Origin of the sequence: uncultured Duncaniella sp. (assembly GCF_910578445.1) — a bacterium.
Taxonomy (GTDB): domain Bacteria; phylum Bacteroidota; class Bacteroidia; order Bacteroidales; family Muribaculaceae; genus Duncaniella.
Map to the genome: position 1 here is coordinate 150,909 of NZ_CAJTQC010000003.1, position 14,325 is coordinate 165,233.

At 48.5% G+C, this 14,325-nt stretch carries 5 protein-coding genes; 4 read left to right on the plus strand and 1 reads right to left on the minus strand.

Annotated elements, in window-relative coordinates:
• Positions 1-9: 9 nt before the first annotated feature.
• Positions 10-4,047, minus strand: a complete 4,038-nt coding sequence (locus QZ311_RS03030) for a hybrid sensor histidine kinase/response regulator transcription factor (RefSeq protein WP_297063722.1) — start codon at positions 4,045-4,047, stop codon at positions 10-12.
• 425 nt (positions 4,048-4,472) lie between these two features.
• On the opposite strand from QZ311_RS03030, the gene QZ311_RS03035 reads away from it, so the two are divergent.
• From QZ311_RS03035 to QZ311_RS03050, 4 genes are all read left to right on the plus strand, one after another.
• The gene (locus tag QZ311_RS03035; RefSeq protein ID WP_297063724.1) at positions 4,473-7,685 is read left to right on the plus strand and encodes a TonB-dependent receptor; all 3,213 of its coding nucleotides are present in this window, start codon (positions 4,473-4,475) and stop codon (positions 7,683-7,685) included.
• A 29-nt stretch (positions 7,686-7,714) separates the two neighbouring features.
• Positions 7,715-9,403, plus strand: a complete 1,689-nt coding sequence (locus QZ311_RS03040) for a RagB/SusD family nutrient uptake outer membrane protein (protein WP_297063726.1) — start codon at positions 7,715-7,717, stop codon at positions 9,401-9,403.
• A gap of 239 nt (positions 9,404-9,642) precedes the next feature.
• A complete protein-coding gene (locus QZ311_RS03045; RefSeq protein ID WP_297063728.1) occupies positions 9,643-11,574 on the plus strand; it encodes a hypothetical protein in 1,932 nt (643 codons plus the stop codon).
• Between the two features lie 100 nt (positions 11,575-11,674).
• Entirely contained in the window at positions 11,675-14,308 is a 2,634-nt protein-coding gene (locus QZ311_RS03050) for a hypothetical protein (RefSeq protein WP_297063730.1), read from the plus strand.
• The last annotated feature ends 17 nt before the right edge of the window (positions 14,309-14,325 follow it).

Below are 14,325 nucleotides of genomic sequence, written 5' to 3' on the forward strand. Positions count from 1 at the left end.
AATGTTAATTTATACGGAATAATTTGTTGCTTTGCTTTCCTGATTTTGGTAAACCGATGGCAAAACGCCGAATTCTTCCTTAAAGTATTTGCTGAAATATTTCGGGTTGTTATAGCCCAGCTGGAATGCGATTTCCGATACGTTCAGCTGACTTTCACGCAGCATCTGTGCGCCGCGTTTGAGGCGTATGAGCCTGATGAATTCAATCGGGGTTTTCCCGGTGGTGGCTTTTAACTTTTTGTAGAGGTGCACACGGCTCATGCCCAGATGTGCGCTGAGTTCTTCGACAGAAAGATCTGGGCGCTTGATGTTTGTGACAACGTATTTTATCGCTTTTTCAACCATCTTTTCATCAAGCGGGGTAATCTTGATTGTGTCAGGTTCAGGATTTATAAGAGACTGCCCGTTTTTGCGTGTCAGATCGACCAGCTTCTTCATTTTGATTAGCAGCAGGTCGATGTTGAAAGGTTTTGTTATGTAGTCGTCAGCACCGATGTTGAGGCCTTCGAACTTGGTGTCCATGTCATGTTTGGCCGTAAGGATTATTACGGGTATTGAATTCAATGATGGGTCGGCCTTGACACGGCGGCAAAGTTCGATTCCGTCGATTCCCGGCATCATCAGGTCAGTTAGAATGATTGCTGGTCTGATTGATGAAAGGAGTTTAAGAGCCGATTCGCCGTCGTTTGACGTGATGACGTGGAATTCAGCACTCAGGCTGTCACGTAGAAAATCAATCATATCGTGGCTGTCATCGACAATAAGGACTGTCGGTTTTTCAGTGTTGTCTGTGTCTGGTAGCTGGGTTTCTGCGGGCGCTTCTTCGTCAATTGGCTCAATGTCAGATATTTCATCCGGCGAACTTAGGGTCTCTGTGATTGCCGGAGTCGTTTTTGTGGTTGTCTGAGGTTTGAGTATCGGAAGTTCGATAGTGAAGATGCTGCCGCCGCCGGGGTTGTCGCTGACAGAGATGGAGCCATCATGTAGCTTGACATATTCGCTGACCATGCTCAGTCCGATGCCGTTGCCGGTCATTGAGCCGTCGGCCGGGGCCTTATCTGCCTGGAAGAAGCGTTCGAATATATGTCCCTTATCTTCGTCGCTGATACCTATGCCTGTGTCGGCTACGCTTATGGTGAGGGCCGAGGACTTAGATGTCAGGCTCACTGTCACTGTCCCTCCCTCGGGTGTGAATTTAAACGCATTGGCGAGGAGATTGATGATGGCTTTGTTGAGTTTGTCCTCGTCAAACATCATGTTGAGTTCCTGACGGTCGGAATTGAATTTGAGTCTTATGTTTTTTCGTTCTGACATTCCGGCAAAGGCATGGCAGACGTTCCGGACAAAACCGACCATTTCTCCTTCCGAGAGGTGGAGTGTCAGGCCGGCTACCTCGTTCTTTCGGAAGTCGAGAAGCTGGTTGACAAGATGAAGCAGCCGCATGGCATTATTGCGCATGAGGTTAAGTCTGCGACGTTGTGTTTCGTCTGTGGTCTCTTTTATCATGTTTTCAAGCGGGGAGACAATCAGGGTCAAAGGCGTGCGCAGTTCATGGCTCACGTTTGTGTAGAACTTAAATTTCAACTGATTGATTTCTTCCTGCTTCAACAGGGCATCCTGTTTGCGTTTCTCGTTGAAGCGACGCAGTTCACGCTGACGGATGACACGATAGATGAGGTAGATGCCCAATATGCCAAGAACTATATATATCGCTTTTGCCCAGCCTGTCAGCCAAAACGGCGGATGGACTACTATTGTCATCTCGGCAGTCTTGGCGCTTTCATAACCGTCGCTGTTGACGGCTTTGACCAGAAGACGATAGTTTCCCGGTGCAAGGTTGGTGAATCCGGCGTGGTTAGAGCCCGGAGGTGTCGCAAGCCATTCTTTGTCAAGACCTTCGAGCATATAGTAGAAAGTTGTCTTTTCAGGGTGAACATAGCTGTCAGTCGCAAAATAGACTGTAAATGACGAATGTTCCGGCCATAGTTCCAGTCGGCCTCCGTGGTTGGGCGATGACTCCAGCAGTATGTGTCCTTTGATTTTCTCTCCGATATTCACTTCGTTGGTTCCGGCATATATGTCTGAAAACATTACATTGGGAAGTGTGCGGTTATGCGGTATTTTATCAGGGAAATAGCTATTTATGCCATACAGGCCTCCTACGAGCATTTCGCCTGACGGTAGCATGGCAAACGAGCGTTGGTTGAAATCGCTTTCCGGAAGTCCGTCGCTGGCATCATAGCGGTGTGACGTATAGCTGAAATCACCGTTTTTATCGTCGAATTTCACAGAAACGTTAATCAGGTTTCCTCCTTCCGCCACCCATATATTCCCGTTTTTATCTTCATGTAGGCCGAGAATCAGAGTCGAGTTGGAGTTTCGTCGGTCAAGGGTCAGTGTGACAAGTTTATCGCGCTGTGGGTCATAGACTTTCAGTCCGCGTGCGGTCGCAATCCATACGAGTCCTCGTGAGTCAATGGTCATGTCGCATATGTTCACTCCGTCGAGAGGTTCGATTGACGCGAATTTACCTGTCGATGTGTTGAATACAGTCACACCGAGAGATGTTCCTATATAACAGGTGTCTTTATTGTCCTTTTCGATTGAGACCACATAGTCCGAACACAGTCCGGAATTCTTAGTCGTATAAGCAGTCGCCTTAAGGGTCGATGTGTCAAAGACGAAAACACCGGAACCGAGTGTCCCGACAATGATTTTGTCGCCATCGCCCTTTGCGAGTGCCCAGCAATATGAGTTGTCGAGTGCGGAATCAGTGGTTATAGTCTCGATTTTTCCGTTTCGGTAGCGTTTGAGCCCACGGTTGAATGACCCGATATAAAGAGTTCCGTCAGGAAGTTCAAGGAGAGATGTCACCGCCGCCTCTTGCAACTGCCCGTTGCCGACTTTGATGGTCGTGCACTGGTCTGTAGCAGGATTCCATCTGATGAGGTCTCCTGCGTCTGTGCCGACCCAGACATGCCGGCTGTCGGTCGATGGCAGGATGCAGTTGACATCGTTGAAAGGATATAGCGTGAATTTGCGTGTGCTTTGGTGATTGTAGTAAAGGCCTTTTTTGTAAGTCCCTATCCATGTGATACCACTGTTATCCTCATAGATTGATGTTACGGTGTTTATGTCTTCACGTGAAGGTTCGGAGGTGACTTTTTGGAATCTGATTCCATCAGGGGTCTTGATTATCTGTTCGAGCCCCTGATGGTCGCGTCCTATCCACAGATGTCCGGCTCTGTCCTGCTCAAGAATCTTGACAAAACGTCTGTGGTCCATTGGCGGAAGCATATCGTTGAGCCATTTTCCATTGGTTATGTCGTAGAGCCACAGCTTTTCATTACAGAAAATCCATCCGAGTCTGTCGCGGTCATAGACGAATGTGAAAACATAGGTGTTTTCATTTCCAAGTTCGTTTGCGATAAAAGAGTCTGAACGAACAACCTTAAGTTCTACCGGGTCAATGATTTTCAACACACCGTTGTTGTCGAGTGTCACTATCCCGTCAGGAGTGCTTTCAATGTCGGTGAGCTGTGCTGTCTTAAAGCTGTCGTCGTTAACAACGTCGGCATTTGCAAAATCAGGGCTTATGCGATACAGGCCTTGGCCTTGGATGTATAGCCACATCGACTTTGTCGAGTCGATGTGCAGGAGTGACGGAGTGCCATTTACTCCGCTTGGGTTAAGAAACTCGGCGATATCAGTGGTCAGCAGGTCAGACGAAGGGTCGTAGACCGAATACTTTGAACCTGAGAATATCCATAGCCTGCCTTTGGCATCTTCCTGAATCCCTTCGATACTGTTGTCGAAGCAGTCTTTGTCTTCCGGTGACTGTGGCTCGTAGTTTTTAAATGTATAACCGTCATACCTGTACAGTCCTGAAGATGTCCCGATCCATAGAAATTCGTCGGAATCTCTGAATATGGAGCTTATTTTGTTATTTGATAAGTGGTTGATTGTATTCAGATGGTTGAGGTGAAGTCCTTCTGCTGCCAGAAGAAGCGACATGGCGACCATCATGATAAAAGATAAGAAGCGCATGGCGTTAACATTTAAGGTGGTTTGTATTGTGCAAAGTAAAGCAATGTTGCTTGATTGTGCAACAATTTGTCTTTTTTATCCTGTGATTAACAAATCAAATATCAGTATAAATCGCTGGTTATTAATAATTAGGGATTTTACTAAAAACAATTAAGCCTTCTAAATGAAACAAAACCACCCCTTGTCGGCTATTTTTCCGACACATATATTATGCGAGAAGTTAGAGATTGATTCGAAACAAATATTTACATTTGCTCACTTTTATTTCGATTGTGGTTATTCGGAATTAAAATCTAAGCTGCGAACTGCTCCGGTCGTTATTCCGGCCTTCTTACCTTCCGTGAAAAAAAGCATTCACACATCAAAGCCTTATTGGAAAATCTATCAAACAAATACTAAAACCTAAAAACTAAATCTATCTATCAATGGGAAAGAATCTAATGGAACGATGCACACGTCTGCGTCTATTCCGCACGGCGTTGTTTGCCTTTCTCCTCCTCGCGGGGATGGCGACTGTTTCCGCTGCCCCACTGACTGTATCGGGTACAGTCACACAAGCCTCCGACGGAGAGCCGCTGATAGGCGTAAGTGTTCTTATCAAGGGTACGTCGCAGGGCACTATGACCGACATCGACGGCAATTATACCCTGAAAGCCGATGAGGGTGCGACGCTTGTCTTTTCGTATGTCGGTTATACCACCCGCGAGATTAAGGTGACGTCAGACCGTCTGGATGTTGCCCTTATCGAAAACGCAGAGGTGCTTGACGAAGTTGTTGTCGTCGGCTACGGTGTCCAGAAAAAGAAACTTGTGACCGGAGCTACCGCCCAGATAAAGGGTGAGGAAATTGCCAAGCTCAACACTACGTCCCCTCTTCAGGCTATGCAGGGACAACTTCCCGGTGTGAACATTTCATCAACTTCAGGCCAGCCCGGCGAGGGAATGAAGGTGACCATCCGCGGTCTCGGTACAATCGGCAATGCCTCTCCGCTTTACCTTATTGATGGTGTCGGCGGTGACATTTCCACTCTTAATCCTGCGGACATTGAGAGCATTGACGTGCTGAAGGATGCGGCCTCGGCTGCAATCTATGGCGCTCAGGCTGCCAACGGTGTAGTGCTCATCACCACCAAGCAGGGTAAGGAAGGGAAAGCACGCATCACTTTCGACGGCTACTATGGATGGCAGAGCGCTCCGCGCAAAATGAAGATGCTCAATGCTCAGGAATATATGATGATCATGGATGAGCAGAACATCAACAGCGGTCTTGCACCCTATGACTGGAATTCGCTCAAATCTATCTGGCGCACAAACGCGGATGGCGAGCGGCTCGGGACTTATGATACTGACTGGATTGATTCGATGTTCCATGACAATGCTACTACCCAGAGCTACACCGTAGGTGTGACAGGAGGTTCGGCTACTTCGACCTATGCTCTTTCACTCGGCTATATAAATCAGGAAGGTATTGTCGGCGGTCCGAAAGTGTCGAACTACAGCCGTTACAACTTCCGCATCAATTCCGACCATAAGCTGCTCGGCAATCTGCTGACTGTCGGTGAGCAGGTTTCGTTCATCTACAGCAAAAGCAATGGAATCGAGGTCGGAAATCCCTATAGCAACACTCTGCGCGGTGCATTCGGGACAAGCCCCCTTGCTCCTATCTATAGCGACGGGATTCCAATGTATAATGGTGTTGAAATCAACGATGGTAAATACAATGACACTACCGGCAGCGACTGGAATCAGAACGACGGTAACCCCTATGGAGCAATGATGACCCTCCACCGCCGCAGTGTCAACGCGACATTCAACGGCAATGTCTATGCACAGCTCGAACCGATCAAGAATCTCCGCATACGCACTGTGTTCGGCGCGGTTTACGGTTCAAGCGAATGGCGCAGCTTTACTCCGTTAGTACACTGGACTTCACAGAGCAGTGCTCCCGAGACTCGCGTAAGCCAGAATACCAACCATTCACTCGGCATGACATGGACAAACACCGCGTCCTATAATTTTGATATCGCAGACCATGCTTTCGACCTGCTTATCGGTATGGAAAGCTACCGCTACAGCGGCAATGAACTTTCGGCCGGACAGGGCAAACTCAAGGAAGGATTTGATGACTGGGAACATGCATGGATTTCAAACGGCACAGGTTCGACAATCGGTGAGAATGGTGTCAGCATCAGTGGCAAGCCTCACGATGAAGCCCGCTCAGTCAGCTACTTCGGCCGTATCGGATGGAACTGGAAGGAGAAATATATGATTAACGCGACAGTTCGTCGCGACGGTTCTTCCCGCTTTGCCAGCGGACACCGCTTCGGCACTTTCCCCTCGGTTTCCGCCGGTTGGAACATCTCGAACGAGAATTTCATGGAGTCGACCCGCACATGGCTCGATTTCCTTAAAATCCGTGCGAGCTGGGGTCGTGTAGGTAACCAGAATGTCGACAATTATCAATATCTCGCACCGATCAGGACCTCAAGCACCGGCTACTATTTCGGCCAGTATATAGGACCGAACGGCCAGCTCACCAACTATGCGCCAATCGTAGCTGAAAACTGGGGTGCATATCCATCGCGTCTCGGCAATCTCGACCTGACATGGGAGACATCCGAACAGACTGACCTCGGTTTTGACGCACGTCTGTTCAACAGCCGTCTTGCCGTGAATTTTGACTACTATATCAAAACCAATAAAGACTGGCTTGTGAAAGCGCCTGTGCTTGCGACCGCCGGTACTGACGCGCCATTTATCAATGGCGGTAGCGTTAAGAACACGGGTGTTGAACTTGCAGTGACTTGGAACGATGTCATCGGCAAGGATTTCTCCTACAGCATCGGTGTCAACGGTGCATATAATAAGAATAAAGTGGGCGAGATTCCCAATGAGGATGGTATCATACATGGCGAGACTGGCATGCTCTTCAACAACTCACCTGAATTCTATCGCGCAGAAAACGGTAAGCCTATCGGTTATTTCTGGGGCTATAAGACAGCCGGAATTTTCCAGAACTGGCAGCAGATTGAAGACTGGATCAAAGCCGGCAACGGTATTCTTCAGACCGACGTTCAGCCCGGCGACGTGATTTATGTCGATGTTGACCATAACGGAGTCATCGATGCCAACGACAAGGTTAATCTTGGCAACGGTATGCCTAAATTCACATTCGGTATCAACCTTAATCTCTACTATAAGAATTTTGATTTCGGAGTCGTGGCCAATGGCGCTGCCGGGTTTGACATCGTACAGAGCTATCGTTCGTGGGATGCAATGCAGTCTAACTATACCACACGTATCCTTGACCGCTGGACCGGTGAGGGCACTTCAAACAAGATTCCGCGCGTGACCAACCAGAACATCAACTGGCAGTTCTCTGACCTTTATTTACAGGACGGTGATTATCTGCGTATCTCAAACGTGACATTCGGCTATAACTTCGCTCCGCTCATCAACCAGTCGTGGTGCAGCCAATGCCGTCTCTATTTCCAGGCTCAGAATCTTTTCACCTTTACCAAATATGACGGTATGGACCCGGAAATCGGTTATGGTACGTCTGATTGGGTGTCAGGTGTCGACCTCGGTTTCTATCCGCGTCCACGCACCTTCCTTTTCGGTGTGAACCTGTCTTTTTAAATCTTAATCTCTAAAGTTCAGTAAAAACAATGAATAAATTGACATATAGCGTTTTGACTTTCGGTGTGGCGGCTATGCTCGGCATGACTTCATGTGCCGACAGCTTCCTCGATGTCTCGTCGAAAACCGAATCAAACACCGATAATTTCTATAAGACTGAAAACGACGCTTGGCGTGCGCTTCTCGGCTGCTATGACGGATGGCGTAACATATCCACCAAACCCGGCATCGATTTTTACATTGCTTCCACAGTCATGGGCGATGAGGCCTATGGCGGTACAGGTGTCGGTGACGCCCGTAACCATCAGCTGATTGACCGTTTCGACCTCAACGAATCGCCGAGTGACCTGAATGTCTATTCGCAGGACTGGAAAATCTATTATGCCGGTGTCTATCGTTGTAACGAACTGATCACACGTGAGGGGCAGATTGAATGGCGCAATGAGGATAAGCATCGCCTCTACATGGGCGAAGTCCGCGCCCTCCGCGCTCTTCTCTATTTTGACATGGTGCGCCTCTGGGGCAATATTCCTCTTTTCCTTGAGCCATCGAGCGAAAACCGTGAGCAGACAGACCCTGCTGAGGTTTATGCCCATATCTTTGACGACCTTCGTTTTGCAATTGACAATATTCCGGCCGACGCAAACATGTCGGAGAGCGACAACGGACGCATTACCCGCTATGCGGCAGAAGCCATCCTTGCACGTGCCTATCTCTACTACACTGGCTACTATGGCAAAGAACCCGGATTCACTCCCGAAGGAGGGGAAACTATCGGTGCTGTGACAAAGGCTGAGGCTCTCGCTGCGGTTGAAGATGTGATTTCGTCGGGCTATTTTGAGCTTGTCTCTGATTTCAAGAATCTATGGCCTGCCGCCTCGCTTGTCCCTAAACCCGGTGAGAACGGTTGGGATACGGAAGCGTCGACCTATGCCGGTGATGCAAACAAGGAAGTTATCCTTGCTCAGAAGTTTGTGCCTGTCTATGAATATGGAACTACAGAGAATCCCGGTCCGCAGTATTCAAACCGCTGGATTGTGATGATGGGTATGCGGTCATCGCTCACAAAAGCTCCTTATCATTATGGATGGGGGGCCTGCACGGTGGTTCCATCCTTCCTTCAGCGTTTTGAGAACGGCGATAGCCGTCTGACTCCTTCTGTGATTGATATTGCAGGTGAGGGCATCAGTTCTCTGCCTGAATTCCAAGGTTCGTATAACGACTGGCGTGAATACACAGGTTATACGGTGAAAAAATACACCCCTCTTGCCTATGGCAACGGCAATCCCGGAACGAATGCTGACGGTACGGCCGGTTTTCAGGAAGCCAACATCCAGCAGTGGACAATCATGCGCTATGCCGACGTCCTGCTCATGGCGGCTGAACTCGGTTCGGCAAACGCTGCCAACTATATGCACCTTGTCCGCAGCCGTGCCGGCCTCGGAGATATTGCGGTCAACAAGGATAACATTATGGCTGAGCGTGCGCGCGAACTCGCTTTTGAAGGTATCCGCTACTGGGATCTTCTCCGTCAGGGCATAGAGGTTGCCGCCGATGCTATCTGTGCGTCAGCCGGAACAGCTTTCGACGGTGGCCGTAAAGTCAATGTTACCTATAACCGAAACAAGATTATCGAATGTAAAGGTCTCAGCCAGATTCCTGAAGATCAGATCACACTCTCCAACGGTGTGTTGAAGCAGAACACAGGCTGGAAATAAAACCCTGCTGTCTCTATTACGGAGACAATGGAATGGTTTTTTGACTGAAGTTATCTTATAAAACGTTAAATCAGCAACTTATTGATAATTTAAACAATCATGTACCGTTTCTTTTAGACGGACGGATACTGATAGTTAATTAACCTTGAGTCATCGTTTTAGACGCGACATCAGACACACAAAGGACATTCCATATACATAAACCAATAAACGAAAATTTCTTTTATCGAAATTTACAAATGAAAAAGCAATTTAACTACTTTCTTTCACTTGCGGTTGCAGGGGGACTGACTGCATTTTTCACGGCTTGTACGCCTGAAAATCATGATATGCCGGCTGTCACTGTCACACCGGCCGAGCTTGTCGAGGGTATCGCCTTTTCGGTGACTCCCGACGCAAAAGATCCTAATACCATACATCTCACTTCGCTCATGAAGGGTGTGCAGGCATGTTGGGAAACCCCAAGCGGGCTTTCGCAAAGTCCTGAAGTGACGCTCGAACTTCCTTTCTCCGGTGAATATACCATCAAATTCGGTGTCACAACCGGAGCAGGTCTCGTATGGGGTGAACCCTACACATTCGAAGTTACGCAGAACAATTTCGAGATGCTTTCCGATGAAATCTGGACCAATCTCGCTGGCGGTGTCGACGAGAACGGTAAGGGAAATCCTAAAGTCTGGGTTCCTATGGACAGGGCCTATCCTCCATATCAGTGTACCGCGCCTGTGGCTTATATGAGCCCTGACGATGTGATGAACGACGGTTCGGGAAAGACTGAACTTCTCATTGGTTCTGCTAACTGGACACCCAACTGGGATCCCGGCTTCCAGTCATGGCTTATCCCGGCCGATGATCCTTACATGGATTCTGAAATGACACTCAGTCTTGATGCCCAGAAGGGTTGTATCGCCGAAATCAAGCGTGTAGACGGCAACGGTGTCACAGAGAAGACCGGTTCGTTCAATCTGAACGTTTCCAACCGCAATCAGCCGACACTTTCATTCACAGGCTGTGAGATGCTCCATGCTGCATGGGGCGACGGTGTCTGCGACAATTACTTCAGAGACATCAAGATTATTGAATGTACTCCTTATGTGCTTCAGTTTGCCACAATGCGTACAAATTCCGAAGGTCCGTGGTGGATTATCTGGAATTTCGTAGCCAAGGATGTCCGCGATGGCCTCGTGCAGATTCCGAGTGACGGTCCTGAGCTTGTAGAGACTTTCCCGGTTGAAGCTCCGTCATACACCGACCTTGCTTCCGAACTGTTTACTATTGCCGGCGACGATGCCTCATACATTGCCACAAAGACCACTTTCCTTCTCGACGAAGAGAAACCGTATGATCTCATGTGGTGGAATCCGGCCGTTGGAGCTTGGGAATGGATTGACGGTTACGGTTCGTCATGGGCTCCGGTCTATGATGCGGCAGGCGATTTCGCTCTTACTCTCAACAAGTCCGGCAAGGTCGAACTGGAGAACGCCGAGGGCGGAGCTGCCACGACATTCACAATTCAGGACAATAAGATTGTGTTCAATGATGAGATTACGCTTCTGACATCTGGCGACGTGAGCATAAAGGGTAAAGAGTTTACTGTAATGAAATGCTCTGCCGACGACAATGAGGTTGTCTTCGGTGTGCCGGTCGAGACTGATGCCAAGGGTGATGTCAATAAATACCTTTGTGCGAGGATGACCATCAAGCCCATATCCGGAGGTCAGACAGGTCCGCTTGAAATAAAGGTTGACAGTTCAAAGATCGACGTTTATGTGGAGGCTGACAAATATCTCCGTATCCAGTTCTATAATTCATGGGCCGGTAAGGACGACAGCGAATGGCCTATTGACCCGACGCTGCTTAAACTTAAGAAAAATCAGAAGATGACATTGAAATTCAGTGTCAGCGGCATTGACTGGACTGGTTCACCGCGTGCGGCATTCTGTTGCAATATCGATGGTTTTGCATGGGAGCCTGATTGCTACACCAATTTCCAAGGCTGTGATTTCAATACTTCAGGTGAAAATGTCATGACACTTACCAACGAAACCGGTTCTACTTGCAATTTCTATGGCAACGGTTCGCTTCAGGTATCAGTTCAGCTTGACGGTTTCGCTTCGTCGACCGATATCACAAACGTTGTCGTTAACGTCACTTCTCTTACCATTGAGTAATCTGTGTTCTAAGGGCTGAAAATACTGTCGGTGTGAGCCACAGGTCTCACACCGGCGGAATGCCCGGTTCACGATTCAAAAAACACAATAAAAAACAGTAATGAAGACTAAGATATTTTTAATGATGTCGCTGTTCATGGGGTTGACTTTTTCCTCATGTAACGACGATGATGAATATTTCATCAATGAGACCCCGGTTATCACAGAGGATTCCGTGGTCACTGGTTCTGCCGACCCGACAGCTACAACCCTCACGCTACACGGAACGGTCGAAGGCCTTCAGAACATGTCGGCCTCTGCCTATACCGTCGGCTTCAACTACGGTTATTCGGTCGATGCTCTGACCGAGTCTGTGAGCGGTTCTCTTGCCGACGGTGTCATCACTGCTGAAATAACCGGTCTTACCGATAACACGACTGTTTATTATCAGGCCTTTGTGACTCTCCAGCGCAAAGTGACGTTCTATGGTGAGGTCAAAAGCATGATCACTACCGACACAAAAGTGACAACCGTCGCTGCTTCGGCGCTTACTCACTCTAAGGTTACGTTTGGCGGTAGTGCCAGCGGCGCTCCTGCCAATGCGACTTATGGTCTGGTGATCTCTTCAAGTTCTGAACCTGAAGCCGTCCGTGCTGGTCTCATTATCCCTGCCGATGTCAATGCTTCTGATTTTACGGTTACGTATGCCGGTCTTGTTCCATCTACCACCTATTATTATGCTGCATATGCCGATCTCGGCAGCGGTGTCGTTTATGGCGATGTTCAGCCGTTCACTACAACTTCTTATACCGTCGATATCGACAATGATTTGGTGGATTTGGGTCTGTCGGTGAAATGGGCCAAGTTCAACGTCGGCGCTACTGCCGAAAATGAATTCGGCGGACGTTTCGGTTACGGTGATGTTTCAGGAGTGAGCAACTCTATCAATCCGTCCGATTATGCTTCAGAGGATATTTATAAGACAGCCTCCGACATTGCCAACCGTGCTTGGAACGGAGCTGTGACTCTCCCTACAGCTGCCGATTTTGAGGAGCTTTTTGCCCGTTGCTCCAAGGAATGGGCTGAGGTTGACGGTGTTGGCGGTTACAAACTGACCGGACCTAACGGAAATTCAATTTTCCTCCCGGCTGCAGGTTCACGCACAATCAACACTATTGAGAATGATGGCGTGAGCGGCGTTTATGCCACAGGTTCAATCAATCCGTCCGACAGCCGATTTGCAGTCTCATTCCGTTTTGATGCAGCCGGTTCAGGCCGTACTTCCACTCCTGTCTATGAAGCACTTTCCGTGCGTCCGGTTTCGACGGCCCGCAATGCTGTTTTCAACAAGGAGCTTCTTTGCAAGACATGGGAAATCGACTATAACGATGGCAAAAGTTCTGTTTTCAACGGTCCGGTATGGTTCTATGGCACTGACGATTCATGGCGCACGGTGTCAAATAGTGAGCCTATAGTCGGTGATTCATGGTTGTGGGATGCTGATGCGTCAAACACTTGGGCATTCGGTGATTGCACAGGTTACATGACTTTCACTGCCGATGGAAAAGTGACTGTGAAGAATCAGAATGGTGAGGAAATGACTGGTTCTTATACGATTGATGAAGTAAACAAGACCATTACTGCTGATGTCGATCTCCTCGCTCCCGATAATTTCGTGTCACCGGTGGTTGAAAACCGTAAGACATCAATCAAGATTCTTTCGCTTGCTGACAACAAGCTCCAGCTTGGCTACTATCGTGATTCAGAACCTGCCACGCTTTCTGTCAACATGATTCCACAGCTCGAAAAGTATGGCTATACGGCAAAGCTTTCATGCTATGGCGGCTGGGATGATGCCACATGGAATGATGCGGGAGTCGTCACAATCCCCGGTGGTGACAAGGCTATTGGCCAGCATACCGTAACCCTTACTACAAATACTCCGCGAGCCTTCGGTCAGGTCTATGTTCTGGATATCGAAGGATTTGCAGCTGCCTATCCCAATGCCTTCGTCCGTGTCGATGAGATTAAGGCCGATGGCAACGAGGTGAAATTTGATGCGTCGAAATTCTACTATGGCGACATTGAAGGAAAGGGCACTTATCGTGTCGAAATGGCCAATATCTGGGGCTGTGGTCACAACGACAGCTGGAATGGCCTTGGTGACTCTCCATTCCGTCAGGGTGGCGGTGAGGTGACCGAGGAGACAAACCTCGCGTTTAACTCAACATTTGAAGTGACATTTACCATAGTCTCGCTTGATGCGAATGGTGCAGGCGTCTACACTCCCAAACTTGCAACCGTAGCCGGAGGTTGGGCTAGTTCTGTCTGGGATGCCAATAACGGTGAGACTTTTGAAGTGAAATATGATAATTTCCAATACAAGTTGTCAGAACCTGCCACATGTACAATCAAGTATGAAGGCGAAGGCTATGGAGCAGGAGTCATAATGAATTTCATTCAGGTCGACAATCTTTATTCCTTCTTCCCCGGAACTCATGCCACCCTTGACAAGATTAAGATTGACGGCAATGAGCTTACCGGCTGGGATGCTTCGAAAGTGCTTGATCAGGATGCTGACGGAGAAAAGGTGCATTACCGTCTTGAACTCTGGAACTGCTGGGGTGCGACTAATGCCGGATGTGCCTTTGGAACTCCTACAGGCGATGGCAACGACATCATGGCCTCGCTCGGCTTCACATCGTCTATCGAAGAGACTATGACCGTAAGAAGTTTGTATTCCAATCCGTGGTAAATAACTCCATTATCTAA

Coding starts and splice junctions, on each gene's coding strand:
- QZ311_RS03030 (WP_297063722.1), bottom strand. CDS start 4,047: ATGCGCTTCTTATCTTTTATCATGATGGTCGCCATGTCGCTTCTTCTG.
- QZ311_RS03035 (WP_297063724.1), top strand. CDS start 4,473: ATGGGAAAGAATCTAATGGAACGATGCACACGTCTGCGTCTATTCCGC.
- QZ311_RS03040 (WP_297063726.1), top strand. CDS start 7,715: ATGAATAAATTGACATATAGCGTTTTGACTTTCGGTGTGGCGGCTATG.
- QZ311_RS03045 (WP_297063728.1), top strand. CDS start 9,643: ATGAAAAAGCAATTTAACTACTTTCTTTCACTTGCGGTTGCAGGGGGA.
- QZ311_RS03050 (WP_297063730.1), top strand. CDS start 11,675: ATGAAGACTAAGATATTTTTAATGATGTCGCTGTTCATGGGGTTGACT.